We start from the raw sequence: 14708 nt of genomic DNA, 5'->3' as shown, positions 1-14708 counted from the left end.
GGCGTCTCCGATTGGCCGATACTCTATATAAATTGGCAAAACGTCGAAAGACAGCCGCTTTTCGCTCTGCTAGCGCTCCAGTTCAGGGACGGCCACAGCCACAAAGCTCGTTGGCCGGACCGTCTCGTCCCTCGCGCCTTCACCGCCGTCCGTCGCAGCGCGATGCGCGCTGGCGCCATCAGATCGAGGTTTGAATGTCGGAAGTTGCCGTGCAAGCGCGGGTGGAGGCTCCGCCCGCGTTGCGTTTCGAGCGCAGCAATGTCGCAAGGCTCGCGGTCGCGCAGGCATTGGCCGGCGCGAATTCGACGATCGTCTACGCCACCGGTGCCGTGATCGGCGACATGCTCGCGCCCAGCAAGGCGCTGGCGACCCTACCGATCTCGATCTTCGTGGTCGGAATGGCCGCCTGCACCTTGCCCGCCGGCGCGGTCGCGCAGCGTTACGGGCGACGCGCGACCTTCATGATCGGCACCGGCTGCGGCGTCCTTTCCGGTCTGATCGGCTCGCTCGCGGTTCTCTACGCTTCGTTCGGCCTGTTCTGTGCGGCGACGTTTCTCGGCGGCGTCTACGCCGCGGTGGTGCTGTCCTTTCGCTTCGCTGCCGCCGATTGCGCGGCGCCGGAGCGGCGGCCGCGCGCGCTGTCGGCGGTGATGGCAGGCGGTGTCTTCGCCGGCGTGATCGGGCCGCAACTCGTCACGCACACGATGGATCTGTGGCCACCGCATCTCTTCGCGGCCACCTATCTGGCGCAGGGCGCGGTCGCCGCGATCTCCCTGGCTGTCCTCGCCGGCGTCCGTCTGCCGATGCCGATCGCGGCTGGCAGAGACAGAGGTCGTCCGCTTTCCGTGATCGCGCGCCAGCCGCACTTCATTGCCGCGGTCATCTGCGGTGTCGTCTCGTATCTGCTGATGAACTTCCTGATGACGGCAGCGCCGCTCGCGATGAAGTTCTGCAATCTGTCGCAGGAGTCCGCCAATCTCGGCCTGCAATGGCACGTGATCGCGATGTACGGACCGAGCTTCTGGACCGGCAGGCTGATCACCAGGTTCGGCGCATCGCGGGTGGTCGCGGCGGGACTGCTGCTCACCGCCGCCTCTTCGGCCGTCGGTCTTCTCGGCATCCAGGTCGGGCATTTCTGGGCAACGCTGATCCTGCTCGGTGTCGGCTGGAATTTTGGCTTCGTCGGCGCCTCCGCGATGGTCCTGGAGTGTCATCACGCGGAGGAGAAGGCGCGCGTCCAGTCGCTGAACGACTTCATCGTATTCGGCACGATGACCTTCGGCTCGTTCCTGTCGGGTGGACTGCTCTCCGCCTATGGCTGGGATACAGTGCTGTGGGTCTCGTTTCCGCCGCTCTTCCTGGCCGTCGCCGCACTGGTGCTGGCGTCTCCTCGATCGCACCGCAGCGATGCGGCGTGATGTCCGGCATCGGAGGTGACGACATGACACGGTCCCATCGCGTGGCGCAGGTCTCGAAGGCCGGCACGCTCGAACTCGCGGAAAGAACGAAAGACACTCGATTTCAGCGTGCTTGCGGGTGTACGTCCGCGCATCGAAACCATGCCGCTGGAGCGCGCCGCCGAGGCGGTCGCACGGATGCGGTCCGGCCAGGCCAGGTTCAGAATGGTATTGACCATGACGGAGAAGAGCCATGCGCATCAATGACAACTTTACGGTTCCCGTGATCGTCCAGGCCGGGCAGCTGCCGTGGGCGCCAAGCCCGGCGGCCGGCGTCGACCGGCGCATGCTGTTTCGCATCGGCGACGAGGTCGCGCGCGCCACCTCGATCGTGCGCTACGCCCCGAACAGCGCGTTCCCGCGCCATACGCATGGTGGCGGCGAAGAGATCGTTGTTCTCGACGGCGTCTTCCAGGACGAGCACGGCGATTACCCGGCCGGCAGCTATTTCCGCAATCCGCCCGGGACCTCGCACGTCCCCGCATCGCAGGACGGCTGCACGATCTTCGTGCGCCTCTGGCAATTCCGGGACGGCGATCGCGACCAGATCGTGCGACGGCCGGCGGAAGGTCGTCAGCTCGCGCCGCGATTGGGAGCGGCGAGCGCGGTCGAGTTGTTCGACGACGGATTCGAGAACGTGCGTTTCGAGAGCTGGATGCCCGGCAGTCCCGTCACGGTCGAGAACGCACGCGGCCTCGAAATGCTCGTTCTCGCCGGAAGCCTGTCGATTGGCGACCAGACGCTGCTTCCGCAAGGCTGGGCGCGCTTGCCGGCAGGGCAGCCCCTGCGCGCCGTCTGCGGTGCGGACGGCGCGAAAGTCTGGCTGAAGGATGCTCCGCTGCTTCATCCGGACGTCCGCCAACTGCCGTGAACCCGCGCGCGTCCCGCACGTCGTTGAAGGCTGCCGGGGCGAAGCCGTATGATCGTGCCAATCTCCAACGAACAATAACCCGGGAGCCCAACTCATGACCGAAGCACGCGCCGTCAGCCGCTTTCCTGTCCCCGATCTCGCCGATATGCCGGACGACATCCGCAGCCGCATCCTGGCCGTGCAGGAGAAGTCCGGCTTCATTCCGAATGTCTTTCTCGTGCTCGCGCATCGGCCGGACGAGTTCCGCGCGTTCTTTGCCTATCATGACGCGCTGATGGACAAGCCCGGCAACCTGACCAAGGCCGAGCGCGAGATGATCGTGGTTGCGACCAGCAACCTCAATCAATGCCAGTATTGCGTGGTGGCGCACGGCGCGATCCTGCGGATCCGTGCCAAGGACCCGCTGATTGCCGATCAGGTCGCGGTCAACTACCGCAAGGCCGACATCACCGATCGTCAGAAGGCGATGCTGGACTTCGCCGTTCGCGTCTCGACAGAGGCGCAAAAGGTGTCTGAAAGCGACTTCGCGACGCTGAAGGCGCATGGATTCACCGAAGAGGACATCTGGGACATCGCGGCGATCTCGGCCTTCTTCGGCCTGTCGAACCGGCTCGCCAACGTGACCAGCATGCGTCCGAATGCCGAGTTCTATTCCATGGGCCGCGGCTGAGACAAGGAACGACGCCATGGAGCTCTCATCCCGGCAATTGGCCCTGAAGGAAAGAGCCGCCGCCTTCTCGAACGGGCTCTTGCGCAAACGCGGCGCCGAGATCGACCAGTCGCGTGAATATCCCTGGGACGTCGTCGAGGCGCTGAAAGCCGAGCGCTTCATGGGCATGACCATTCCGGAGCAATATGGCGGGCAGGGAGGGAGCTTCCTCGACACGGTGCTGGTGATCGAGGAGATGGCGCGCGCCTGCACGGTCTCGGCGCGCATCGTCGTCGAGGCCAACATGGGCGCGATCTCGACCGTCATGGCCTACGGCACCGATGCGCAGCGCCGGCGCGCGGCCGAGCTCGTCCTGGCGGGCGACAAGCCGGCGATCTGCATCACCGAGCCCGACGCGGGCAGCGACGCGAGCGGCATGAAGACCCGGGCCGACAAGCGCGGCAATCGCTACGTGCTCAACGGCCGGAAGCATTGGATCACCGGCGCCGGCGTGTCGCGCCTGCACCTGATCTTCGCGCGGGTCTTCGATGAGGGCGGCGAGGAGCTCGGCATCGGCGGCTTCCTGGCCGTGCGCGGCGAGGCCGAAGGGCTGCGCATGAGCAAGCGCGAAACGACGATGGGGCTGTGCGGCATGCCCGAGGGCGAGCTCGTGTTCGAGGACCTGGAGATCACGCCGGACATGGTGCTGCTGCCTCCGTCGGGCTTCCGGCGCGGCTTTGCCGACCTCATCAATGCCTATAACAGCCAGCGTGTCGGCGCGGGCACCGTCGCGATGGGGATCGCTGCGGGCGCGCTGGAGCACGCCATTGGCTGGGTCAAGACGCGCGAGCAGTTCGGACGGCCGATCGGCGAGTTCCAGGGACTGCAATGGATGCTCGCCGACATGCAGACGCAGCTCACGGCATCGCGCCTGATGCTGCATGCGGCAGCCGCGTCGCGAGGCCCCGGCGGCAGCGCGTTTCCCGATCCGACCCTGGCGGCCCAGGCGAAGATCTTCGCGTCGGAGGCGGCGATCAAGATCGTCAACGACGCGCTGCAGATGTTCGGCGCCCGCGGCTATTCGCGCGACTTCCCGCTCGAGCGCATGGCGCGCGACGTGCGCATGTTCACGATCGGCGGCGGCACGGCCCAGGTGCTGCGCACGCTCGTCGCGAGCAAGGTGCTGGGCTGGAAGCTGCCGCAGACCCGCGACGGCTACGTGATGCCGGCGCCCGACGGGGATCGAGACCAGCGCTGAGGGCGTGAACGCCGCGGTGTTGCCGCGCGCTACCCCTCGTACTGATCCGGCCCCATGGCCCAGTGCGCCTGATCGTGGCCGAACGCGTAGTTGCGGTTGGTCAGGGCCGGATTGCGATTGACCATCGGCCGCATGAACATCGGGTGGGTCGCGCTGCGCACCTCGTGCTCGACCGTGAAGAGCGGCCTGCAACTGCCGGGATCGACGATGTCGCAGAACCGGTACTGATACTGATTGTCCTCGCGGGAGATCAGGTTGCGCGCCAGCAGCTTGCGATAGGGACCGGAGAAGTCGGTGATGTACATCTGCACATGGTGGCCGTCATAGTCGCCCTGGGGACGATTGGTCTCGCGGAACAGCAGGTGCTGGCCGCGGCCGGTCTTCACGGCGGCAACCCTGCCGCCGCCGTTGCGCAATTCCGCCGGCATTCCCATGATCTCGGGATAGAAGGCGCAGATGCCGGCTGCGGATCCCGCCGGCACGTCGAACTCGACATAGGGGATGCCGAGCGCGATGCGCCCGAAGCGCGCGGCGTCCGGCTCGTAACAGCGCAGGCGATTGCCCCACGGACAAATCGCCTCGACATGGTCGTTGCGCTCGGCGAACGCGAACGCCGTGTCCTCGAGCGTCTTGGCGACCGACGCCAATCGCGCCAGCAGCGCCTCGCGCCCCGCGATCACCAGCCCGACATGGCCGCGCAGCACCTGCGGCCGGCCGCTCGGCAAATGAAACTGGCTCTTGCCGGCATTGATCCACATGTTGGTGTCGGACACCATCAGGTAGGGATCGCGGGTGAGCCCAAGTCCTGCGACGTAGAACAGGGTTGCGAGCCGCTGGTCCGGAACCTGGATGTTGACGTGCTCGAGATGGATCGCGTTGCCGAGATCTTCTGCGGATCGATCGAATTGTTGCGGCATGGATGTGCTCTGGCTGGGGACGGAGGTGTCCATACTAGAGCGTTTTCGAGCGAAGTGGATACCGCTTCGCGTGAAGAAAACGCGTCAAAACAGGAGACCGGAGCTTCGGTCCTGATTCATTCAGAACCGAAGCTCCAGAGCAGAATTTCCGCGCCCCGAAACTGCCGGCCGATCACATCTTGCGGGTAGGGCAGCATTCCCGTTGCCCGCCTTGCCGTGATGGCCAGTCCCTGTAAGCTGTGCAAAACACGAGGGAAGGGATCGATGGGAGGAGTTCTGGAGGGCGTGCGCGTGCTCGACTTCGGGCGCTATATCGCAGGGCCCTATTGCGCGACCTTGCTGGCCGAGTTCGGCGCCGAGGTCATCCGCGTGGAGAAGCGCGACGGCAGCGAGGATCGCTTCGTGGCGCCGGTCGGCGAAGGCGGCGAAGGCGCGCTGTTTCTCCAGATCAACCGCAACAAGAAGTGCATCACGCTCGATCCGATGAAGCCGGAGGGGCAGGAGGTGATGCGCCGCCTGGTTGCGACCGCCGACGTGGTCGTCGCCAATCTGCCGCCGCAGACCCTGCGCGCGATGAAGCTCGACTACGACGCGCTCAAGGCGATCAAGGCCGACATCATCCTGACCACGGCCACCGCGTTCGGCGGGCCGGGGCCCTGGTCCGACCGGGTCGGCTTCGACGGTGTCGGGCAGGTCATGTCGGGCTCGGTCTACATGACCGGCGCAGGCGATCCGCCTTATCGGGCCGCGGTGAACTGGGTCGATTTCGGCACCGCGCTGCATTGCGCGTTCGGAACACTCGCTGCGCTGATCGAGCGCGGCAAGTCCGGGCGCGGACAGATCGTCGAGGGTGCGCTGCTGGCAACCGCCTTGTCCTTCACCAATGCCACGCTGATCGAGCAGGCCGTCATCAACGTCAATCGCGTGCCATCAGGCAATCTCGGCCAGACCGCCGCGCCGGCCGACATCTATCGCACGAAGGACGGCTGGGTGCTGTGCCAGGTCACGGGCCAGCCGCTGTTCAAGCGATGGGCGAGGCTGATGGGCGAGGAGCAGCAGTGGCTGAACGATCCGCGCTTCGCCGACGACATCAGCCGCGGCAACAGCGGCGCCATCATCAGCGCGCGGATGGCGCGCTGGTGCGCCGAGCGCACCACGCAGGAGGCCGTCGACACGCTCGGAAGCGCGATGATTCCGACCGGGCCCGTGCTGAGCCCGCAGCAGGCGCTGGATCATCCGCACATCCGCGCCGCCGGCTTCATGCAGGACGTCGACTATCCCGGCTTGCCGAAGCCGGCACCGGTGACGCGCGCCGCCGTCCGCCTGTCGGAAACGCCGGGCAAGATCGCAGCCCGTCCGCCGACGCTCGGCGAGCATACCGACCTCGTCCTCGCCGAGCTCGGTTACGACAACGCCGCGATCGCGGCGCTTCGGAAGGATGGCGTCATCTAGGGCGTATACTCCTGCTTTGAGGCTCGGATTGGTATAGGCTGCACGGCGCGAAGTGCCGTGTTGCTTATTCTGCTCCGCTGGTTGTGGAGGGGACATGCGGCGATCGTTGGCGCCTACGATCGTATTGGCTGGAATAGGATTGCTCGCGGGCAGCCTCTATCGTTACGTTGTCGACGACCCGAGCGAAGCTACGCTTGCGAACTACCTGCGAAGCGGCCTGCATGGCACGGGTGTCGCACTCTCGGGTTGGGTGGTTCATCTCTATTTCACCTCGCGCAGCAGCGCGTGGGTGACGAAATGGCCGCTCGTCGGCGAACTCCTCGTCAAATCTGTCGTCATGGCCGTCGTGGTCACGGCGGTTGCGATTGGGCTGCAAGTCGCACTCTATGGACGCTGGATCGACACCAATTGGCTCGCGGCCGGCTTGCCTCGCATCGTCGGTCTCGCTTTTGTGATGTCCATGCTGATCAGCTCGGCCTACGAGCTGATACGGCTCATTGGCGGCCGTGTTCTCCTCAGCGTCGTTCTTGGCCGATATCGCCGACCGGTGCGCGAGCAGCGCGCGCTATTGTTTCTCGATCTTGTAGGCTCGACGTCCCTCGCCGAGTCGATGGGGGAGTTGCGAATACAGGAGCTTCTCACCCGCGTTTTTTTCGACATAGACGAGATCATCCTCGCTCATGGCGGCGAGGTGCACGCCTATGTCGGGGACGAGGTCATCGTAACATGGCGGGTGACTGCGAGACCGTCGTCGCGGCGCTATATCGGTTGCTTCTTCGCCATCCAGGACAGGATTGCCGCTCGTGGCGATCTGTATCTTCGCGAATTCGGCCTGCTGCCACGTTTTCGCGGAGGAATGCATGCCGGTTCGGTGGCGATCAGCGAATGCGGCGATTCACGCCGACAGGTTGCCTATTTTGGCGACACCGTGAATGTCGCGGCGCGGCTGCAGGAGCATTGCAAGGAGGTGGATCGACCCCTGCTTGTTTCAGCCGACCTGTTACGCTTGGCGAGTCCTGCCGCCGACCTCGTGGTCGAAGCATTGGGACCAACGCCGCTGCGCGGACGCCGGGCGCCAATCGATGTGTACGCCGTCGAGCGCCGCGTCGCACAAGCTGACGCTCGGTAGCAAATACCAGGCATTCACGTGTGTTCTAGCTCTCCGGCCGCCTGACGAAGCCAAAATAGAGGCAGACCAGGAAGAGAATGAAATGGACGACGGAACGGCCGCCGCTGACCCGCGGTGTCGCGACAAGCTCTGTCCCCAACAGAGGCACCGAAACATCGGCGAGATAGATATAGAACAAGATGCCAGATGATACGAAGAATGCGCCTGCCAGGAATTTGCGAAAGTCCCTGCTGCGCCAGGCGAAATAGAGGCTCCCGACGGCCATGAGGAGGCCGGCGGCGGCATAGAGGACAATGGTCATGTTTTCCTCACCGGATCCGGCTCCGCGCGGGCAGGAGCTGCGAAAGGGCGGGACCGTCGGGCCAATTTAGCCCAAAGCGCCAATTCGGTCCTCGCCTGGCCGGCTGCGCGCGGGTGCGGCAGCGGCCCCGCCAACGCTGTTGCACTTGGCGAGGCCGCCTGCACTCCGGGCGGGGGGCGGGGCAGCTTGAGCCCGAAGGCCAATGAACTGTACGCCCGTGAACTGTGAATGATGATGGCGCGAAAGGGGCACTCCTTTCGAAGCGTTCCTTCTGCGGATGATCTCCAAAAAGTTGGCCCCATGCTTGAGAAGCTGAGGCCCAGTTGCTGGACCGGCCAAGGCTTCCGCCGGCCCAGGCCGATCAGCATGCATGAGCGCCGTCCGGGATGCGATGGGGCAACCGGTGTAACTCGGATTTTCCGGAGTGCCGTCCTGATGGACGATGCGACCGGCTCTATTTCGATGCGCCGGGTTGACGACCCGAACCCGTCGTCTGCTCACTCTCCGGTCGGCCCGGAGGATGCGCAGACGCGCCCGGCTTGTCTTGATCGGCCACGTACCCGGACGCTCCTGAATTGCGTGTCTTGGCCCCCTTGTCCGCGTCGCGCTGCATTTGCTCGTTGGGCTCGTTAGCCTTGAGCCCTCTGTCCACATCGCGGTGCATCTCCTCCTTGTTTTGCTCGCTAGGTGCAGCCTTTTGCTGTTGCGCCGTTGCTTGGAAGGCAATGACGCTTCCGGCAACGACAATCATCGCGAGAGTTGCGGTTCGCATGCTTCTTCTCCAGTGCGCTGCCCCATTCCCGCTAAACGCGCCACCTTTCCCGACGTTCGCGGTTCCCCTTTATTTTCGAGAAGGCACCTCGCGGTCAGATGGGGAATGGCTAGGACGTTGCCTGCCCCCTAATACACGGTGACGGCGCGCCAAGAGACTTCCTCGCGGGCCGTCAGACCTGATGACGGGCAAGCTTCCATCAAACGTCTCGGGCAGATCACGCCAAGGTGCTCCAGAGCGCAAGACCCAGAAGATGCCATTGAGGACACGACGGTCGTTAACCCGAGGAACGCCACGCGGCTTGTTCGGCAGCATGGCCTTGATGGCAATCCATTCATAATCGGCAAGTTCGTAGCGCATGATTCGAGCCCCTTGAATCACAGGGGTCTGGCCAAACGCAACGATTCCGGGCAGGCCCCGGTTGGACGCTTACGGGGAAGAAGCGGACATCAGCCAGCCGACAATCACCGCTGAAGCCGTCGAAGATGACCCCGAGCGGGCATTTTGGATCTTCCAGCACTTGCGACAAAGATGTAATTTAGCGGCAGAAAGACAGGTGCATTGACGCTGGTAGCGCAGCGCGTCGTCAACGCTCGTTTCCACCAGCGCAGACCAACTCGAAAGCTGTGCATAGAAAACCGAAGTAGGAGAGCAGCCAGCGTGAACCGTCGTTCCTGCCGACGGTTTACACATCCTGTCTTGGGAGGGATTTCGATGAAAGCGTCGGCCCCTCGTTTCGCGTTAGCAGCGATGTCACTGATTGCGGGCATTGGACCTGGTATCGCGGCTGAACCGTTGGAAGCACGAGACATGCTTGAGCTTGCGGTCTTGGCCTTGAAAGGGGATGAGGCGACAGCGCTCGAGATGTTCAATAGGGGCCATCCCGCGTTCAGGCGCGGCGACCTCTACGTCTATTGTGCGGACGCGAACGGCAAAATCCTCGCCCACGGCCTGCCGGACTTGATCGGCCGCGATCTTGCGGCGCTGAAGGACAAGACCGGCAAGGAGTTTGGCCTCCAGCTGCTGAACGAAGCGCGCTGGGAGCGGATTAAGGTTATCGGCTACTATCTGCCCAAGCCCAACGCCAGTAAAGAAGTGTACAAAGAAGACTACTTCACCAAGGTAGGGAAGCTCACTTGTGGTGTCGGTTACTACAGCACCAAGGACGAATAGTCAGGGTCATTGCGGGCCGCTGGGCCCGAGACGGTCGACTAGGCGCATAGACGAGCACACATCCTGAAATTTCAGCTGACGCTGCGAGATAGAATGTCCGCTTGTGGCCCATCGCGACATACTGCGCTGCCGCACGAATTTGGTCGCTATAGGAGCAAAGCGGACGTAGTCACCGGTCACATGACGCCGCCAGGTTTATAGGTACACGGCCTAGTCAGCGCGCTGCAAAGCCAGTTCAAAAATTGATCCCTGCGGACCTGAGTCCGCGAGACGCAGTGTCCCGCCGTGGCTCTCCACGATTGCTCGACTGATCGCGAGCCCCAATCCCATCCCCGAGCGCTTGGTCGTGAAGAACGCGTCGAAGATGCGGTTACGTTCTTCATCGGGAATGCCGCCGCCTGTGTCGTGAATTGAAAGCAGGACGGTCGAATCGTTGGTGACTTTCGTCGAGAGCATCAGTCGGCGCGCGTCAGGCGGGATCGATGCCATCGCTTCCAAGGCGTTTCTGATCAGGTTCAAAAGCACTTGCTGCAATTGTACGGGGTCGGTGTGCACCGGAACCTGATCGTCCGCGAAATCGGTCGTTACCGAGACCTGGCTGCGCAGCAAGTCCGGGGCAGAGAGGGCCAGTGCATGCAAGGCAATCTGCTGTACCGTTGCCGGTGTTGGATTGGCCGTTCTGGCCTTGAACAGGGCGCGGACGCCGGAAAGCACGTCGTTTGCCCGCATCGCATCGCTCTCGATGTCTTTCATGATCGCGGCCAATTCCTGCAGCGCGGGTGGCTTGGAGCGAAGTTGCGCGAGGGCGGTGTTGGCATTGAGCGCAATTGCGCCAAGCGGCCCCCGTATCTCATGCGCGATTGCGCCGGTCGCGGCATCGATGCTCATGAGCCGGTTGGCGCGTTCGCGCCGCAAGAGAGAGAACGCGTTGGCAAGACGGGAATACAAGACGATCATCTCTGTCAGCAGAATGCTGAGGAGAATGAAACTGGCGACAAGGGCAAAGCCGCGCGCCGCGTACCAGCCGAGCGAAAATCTGACGGAGCTTGCGAGTGCAGCCACCAGGAAGTTCGGCATCCAGGCGATCAGGATTACAAGGAGCCAGATGTCCAGAATCGTGCGGGCTCGCGCGAGCAGCACGACAAGCGCAGTGGCGTACCAGAGCAAAAGGGCGACATTGACCTGGTTTCCAAGATTGGTTTGCCGGATGAAGCTGCCGGCATAGAACGCCGGCAGCATTTCGGCCCTGGTGGTGACGAACCAGGCCAGGACGGCGACCGCGCCTGATACGCAGAGTACCGTGAGACCGATCGTCGTTGCGGAAGATCTGCCTGGTTGAATGGCGGGTTGGCCTCCATCCTTCAGAAGGGTGTAGGCGATGATTCCCAGCGGAAATGTCGCGTGCCACAACACGAAGAACCAGGCCGGAGTGTTGAACCCGTCGCCCATCAAGCCTGCAGGAGCATATGAGCCCGGGAAACTCAGCGTCTGCAGAAACGCGAACGATGCGCTGCAAAGGTATGCGCTTGCCGCGGCCAGCAGGGCCCGTTGCTGCAAGACCGGGTACTGCGCGAACAGCAGCAGGGCCGTCATGAGGTCAGCAACAGCAAGGACGGTCTGAAGTACCGGGACAAACGCGTCTATCTTGGGGAGCGGGATATCGGCGAACGGCGCGATGGCGGCCGCTATGGCTCCCAGGACGATCACAACCCCAATTGCGGTTCGCCGTTGTGCTGCCGAGGCTGGAATGGCTGCCATTCCGAGCGGAAAGTCTCGCGCCAGTTCTCGATCGAGGTGGTCGTCGTCTGTCCTCTGCATGGTGCCCCGCGCTGCCCAGCTGATCACCTGCTCCGACCTCTGGTTACCACTCCTTGTATTTCAGGGCGAAAAAATCGGCCTTGGTCAGGCCTGAAGTCTTAGCCCGCAGCGGCGATTTGGGAATGTCCGCTCTCGCGCCGCTGTTCGGGGCTGGACAGATGTGAGCCCCGAAGGGGTCTCGTTGCTTTCACGAGGACGCGTCCTGGTCCGGCGGCAGCGGCGAGAAGCGGAAATTGCAGTGGCTCGCGCCGCCGGCCAGCGTTTGAGTCCTTTCCAGGCGGATGCCTCGCGTCGCATAGGCATCGAAGTCGAGCCCGCAGATATTCGGCAGGATCTCCTTGTCTCCATGGCGCGCCGCGAATTTGCAGAAGCCGCAGGCCTTGTAGTTGATGCCGAATTCGAAGCTGTCGCCCGGGCCCGGCTCGACGAAGTCGTAGACGAAATCACCCGGGAACTCCTCTTGATGTTTCTTTGTAACACTCTTTGCCGCCTGCTCGCGCAGCAAGGCCTGATTCTCTGACGACATGAATTGGCGCCCCGAGGCGAGGCGTTCCGCTTCGGGCAGGGTGAGCAATTGCGCCTTGTAGGTTTCCCGCTCGATGTCGCCGATCACGGCCAGCGGCACGCCGTGTCGTCGGAGCACGCGGCTGATGGCCATGAAGCCCATGAGACGCATGAAGAAATCGCTCATGCGGCTGGCCGCGCCGCCGACATAGGGCACCTGGGCGAGCACGATTTCGAATTCGTCCATCACCTCCTGCCGGATGCGATCGATATCGGATAGCTGCGCGCGCTCGCACAACATCGCTTCGGCAAGGTCGAGGCGATGGCGCATGGCGGCCTCCATTGCACCGCGATGCGACTCGTAAAACGGATGGACGGTCTCAGGCATTGGACACCCATGAGTTCTGCGGATGCTGCAACCCGACCGTAACCGGGGACACCGGCTCGGCGCAAAGCATGGTTCCTTCGCTCAAGCCGTAGAAAATCTATTGCAAGGCCGCGGCCGGTCGGTGTCAAACTGCGGCGCGATGACCTACACCCTTCCACCACTCAACGCGCTCCGCGCATTCGAAGCCGCTGCGCGGCATCTCAGCTTCAAGCTGGCCGCGCACGAGCTGCACGTGACACCCGCCGCCGTGGGGCAGCAGGTGAAAGCGCTGGAGGCGCGCCTCGGCGTACGCCTGTTCGAGCGGCTGCATAAGCAGCTCATCCTGACCGCGGCCGGGCAGGCCTATCTGCCCGGGATATCCGATGGTTTTCGTCGCATTGCCGAGGCGACCTCGGAATTGAAGCCGGCAGGTGCGGTGCTGCTGCAGGTGGGGGTCCATGGCAGCTTCGACCTGCGCCGCCTCGAATTGGCGGAGTTTCGCAGCGCGCATGCTGAGATCGGTCTGCGGGTGCTGCAGCCCGCCGGTCTGCACGAGCTGGTCGAGGGCAAGGTCGACCTGCTGATAGCCCGCGGTCTCGGCCACCATCCGGGCTATCGCTGCGACCGGATCACCGAGGGATCAGGCCTGGGCGATTGGCTGATTGCGCCTGAAGGCACCGCCGATTGTCCCGAGGTCGTCAGCTTCCGCGCATGGCTGCGCGCCCTGGCGGCCGAGAACCCGCTGGCAAACCGCCGCCCTCGTCTGGTCGGCGTGATCGGAAGTTGAGGGAGACCGCGCGAGCGCGGTCTCAGCGTCCGTTCGATCCCGTCGACGATGCCGCCCTTTACCGCGCCGCCATGACGTCGCACCGCGATCCAAGCGGATCACGACAGGTCCGCCGATCGGGCTCGGCGCGCAGCCGCCGTCGATCGTGCGGGGCGAGAGCGCGCCGGTATCGTGCGAACCGGCGCTGCGCGCCGCGATCGATTGCATTGCGCTGGCCAGACGGCCGGTCCTCATCGTCGCTTTCCGTTTCAGGTGCGGCATGGCGTAGCCGCATCGGCACGCCGCCGCGGGGCGGCGGGTCGTCGTCATCATCCAGTTTGCGCATCGCGGCGAGGATGTCCGCGAGCCGGATGGGGTGATCCATGCCGGGAATGTCGCGCAGCGCGGGATGGGATTCGACTGCGAACATGTCCGAAGCCCACGACGACAGGATGATCCGCTTCTCCGCTGTCGAGAGATCGCGGTCGGCGAGGACGGCGTTCGGGGATGGATAGTGTGCGGCGGGATGAAACAGCGGGTCGGGGCCGCCGGCGCTCGTATTGGCGTTGGTCATCGGTCGTCTCCCTCTACACTCCTTTCGAAGGGATGGTTCTCGATCGGCGGACGGCGACACCGGTCGCCGTCCGCCACACTGCTCGCGGGCAGGGTGCGTTCGCCTAGGCCGCCTTCTTCTGCTCGATCTGCGGCGACGTAGCGTTCGCGATCTGGATCCGGCGCGGCTTCATGGCTTCCGGAATCTCGCGCACGAGATCGATGACCAACAGACCGTCCTGGAAGGCGGCTTGCTTCACCTGGACGTAGTCGGCGAGATTGAATACGCGGCGGAAGGGGCGTGCAGCGATACCCTGGTAGAGATATTCGCGCGTGCCGCCTTCGGGCTTCCCGCCCTCGATGGTGAGCGCGTTCTGTTCGGCGGTCACCGTGATGTCGTTGACGCCGAAGCCCGCCACGGCCAGCGTGATCCGGTAATTGTCTTCGCCGGAACGCTCGATGTTGTAAGGGGGATAGTTGTCCTCGGTCGCCTGGCGCAGCGTGCTGTCGACGAGGTCGGCCAGGTGATCGAAGCCGATGGTGGAGCGCCACAGCGGCGCGAAGTCAAAGGTGGTCCTCATAACCAAGTCCTCCAAAGAGCAAGATGGATACGAAGGAGCGCAAGGCAGGGATTCAGACGGGTCCGAAACGACCAGCCCGGCGCCCGCGCCGGACCCGATTCTGGCATCCGGCACACCGCTCTCGCGGCGAAAAACGACTTA

Annotated in this window: 15 protein-coding genes and 2 pseudogenes; 9 read left to right on the top strand and 8 right to left on the bottom strand. The window is 63.9% G+C overall.

Annotated features, from left to right (window positions below):
• Nucleotides 1-194 precede the first annotated feature (194 nt).
• The 5 genes and pseudogenes from GPL20_RS13105 to acdA all read left to right on the top strand — a co-directional run bounded on the left by GPL20_RS13105 (nt 195) and on the right by acdA (nt 4235).
• Complete coding sequence (locus tag GPL20_RS13105; protein WP_157329879.1) at nt 195-1418, top strand: MFS transporter; 1224 nt, start codon at nt 195-197, stop codon at nt 1416-1418.
• An 81-nt stretch (nt 1419-1499) separates the two neighbouring features.
• Nucleotides 1500-1664, top strand: a pseudogene (locus GPL20_RS39530) (alcohol dehydrogenase); the annotation flags it as partial.
• The gene (locus tag GPL20_RS13095; RefSeq protein WP_157329878.1) at nt 1651-2328 is read left to right on the top strand and encodes a cupin domain-containing protein; all 678 of its coding nucleotides are present in this window, start codon (nt 1651-1653) and stop codon (nt 2326-2328) included. The pseudogene GPL20_RS39530 and the gene GPL20_RS13095, both read left to right, overlap by 14 nt.
• A gap of 94 nt (nt 2329-2422) precedes the next feature.
• On the top strand, nt 2423-2998 hold the full coding sequence (locus tag GPL20_RS13090) for a peroxidase-related enzyme (RefSeq protein ID WP_157329877.1): 576 nt from the start codon (nt 2423-2425) through the stop codon (nt 2996-2998).
• A 16-nt stretch (nt 2999-3014) separates the two neighbouring features.
• Nucleotides 3015-4235: a 3-sulfinopropanoyl-CoA desulfinase gene (acdA, locus tag GPL20_RS13085; RefSeq protein WP_157329876.1), complete on the top strand. Its 1221-nt coding sequence runs from the start codon at nt 3015-3017 to the stop codon at nt 4233-4235.
• A gap of 29 nt (nt 4236-4264) precedes the next feature.
• On the opposite strand, the gene GPL20_RS13080 is transcribed toward acdA, so the two are convergent.
• A complete protein-coding gene (locus GPL20_RS13080) occupies nt 4265-5152 on the bottom strand; it encodes a VOC family protein (RefSeq protein WP_157329875.1) in 888 nt (295 codons plus the stop codon).
• Between the two features lie 264 nt (nt 5153-5416).
• Between GPL20_RS13080 and GPL20_RS13075 the strand changes: the two genes are divergently transcribed.
• Both GPL20_RS13075 and GPL20_RS13070 read left to right on the top strand, forming a co-directional pair.
• Nucleotides 5417-6604 (top strand): CaiB/BaiF CoA transferase family protein, encoded by a 1188-nt coding sequence (locus tag GPL20_RS13075; RefSeq protein WP_157329874.1) that lies wholly within the window; start codon nt 5417-5419, stop codon nt 6602-6604.
• Between the two features lie 94 nt (nt 6605-6698).
• Complete coding sequence (locus GPL20_RS13070) at nt 6699-7733, top strand: adenylate/guanylate cyclase domain-containing protein (protein ID WP_157329873.1); 1035 nt, start codon at nt 6699-6701, stop codon at nt 7731-7733.
• A gap of 25 nt (nt 7734-7758) precedes the next feature.
• Here GPL20_RS13070 and GPL20_RS13065 read toward each other — a convergent pair whose 3' ends face one another.
• The 3 genes and pseudogenes from GPL20_RS13065 to GPL20_RS13055 form a co-directional block, all read right to left on the bottom strand.
• Nucleotides 7759-8034, bottom strand: a complete 276-nt coding sequence (locus GPL20_RS13065; RefSeq protein WP_157329872.1) for a hypothetical protein — start codon at nt 8032-8034, stop codon at nt 7759-7761.
• Nucleotides 8035-8488: 454 nt separating this feature from the next.
• A complete protein-coding gene (locus tag GPL20_RS13060; protein WP_157329871.1) occupies nt 8489-8806 on the bottom strand; it encodes a hypothetical protein in 318 nt (105 codons plus the stop codon).
• A gap of 201 nt (nt 8807-9007) precedes the next feature.
• A pseudogene (locus GPL20_RS13055) lies at nt 9008-9166 on the bottom strand (transposase); the annotation flags it as partial.
• Nucleotides 9167-9520: 354 nt separating this feature from the next.
• Between GPL20_RS13055 and GPL20_RS13050 the strand changes: the two are divergent.
• On the top strand, nt 9521-9979 hold the full coding sequence (locus GPL20_RS13050; protein WP_157329870.1) for a cache domain-containing protein: 459 nt from the start codon (nt 9521-9523) through the stop codon (nt 9977-9979).
• Nucleotides 9980-10189: 210 nt separating this feature from the next.
• Here GPL20_RS13050 and GPL20_RS13045 read toward each other — a convergent pair whose 3' ends face one another.
• Nucleotides 10190-11797, bottom strand: coding sequence for an MASE4 domain-containing protein (locus tag GPL20_RS13045; RefSeq protein ID WP_157329869.1), 1608 nt, complete (start codon nt 11795-11797; stop codon nt 10190-10192).
• A 187-nt stretch (nt 11798-11984) separates the two neighbouring features.
• Nucleotides 11985-12689: an L-2-amino-thiazoline-4-carboxylic acid hydrolase gene (locus tag GPL20_RS13040; RefSeq protein ID WP_157329868.1), complete on the bottom strand. Its 705-nt coding sequence runs from the start codon at nt 12687-12689 to the stop codon at nt 11985-11987.
• A 139-nt stretch (nt 12690-12828) separates the two neighbouring features.
• Between GPL20_RS13040 and GPL20_RS13035 the strand changes: the two genes are divergently transcribed.
• Complete coding sequence (locus GPL20_RS13035) at nt 12829-13455, top strand: LysR family transcriptional regulator (protein ID WP_157329922.1); 627 nt, start codon at nt 12829-12831, stop codon at nt 13453-13455.
• A 58-nt stretch (nt 13456-13513) separates the two neighbouring features.
• Here GPL20_RS13035 and GPL20_RS39525 read toward each other — a convergent pair whose 3' ends face one another.
• Nucleotides 13514-14008 (bottom strand): hypothetical protein, encoded by a 495-nt coding sequence (locus GPL20_RS39525; protein ID WP_246250448.1) that lies wholly within the window; start codon nt 14006-14008, stop codon nt 13514-13516.
• 103 nt (nt 14009-14111) lie between these two features.
• Nucleotides 14112-14567: an Hsp20 family protein gene (locus GPL20_RS13025; protein ID WP_157329867.1), complete on the bottom strand. Its 456-nt coding sequence runs from the start codon at nt 14565-14567 to the stop codon at nt 14112-14114.
• Nucleotides 14568-14708 lie beyond the last annotated feature (141 nt).

The organism is Bradyrhizobium cajani (assembly GCF_009759665.1).
Lineage (GTDB): Bacteria > Pseudomonadota > Alphaproteobacteria > Rhizobiales > Xanthobacteraceae > Bradyrhizobium > Bradyrhizobium cajani.
Note: the sequence above shows the minus strand (reverse complement) of the source record. Positions and strands in the feature narration are given on the sequence as shown.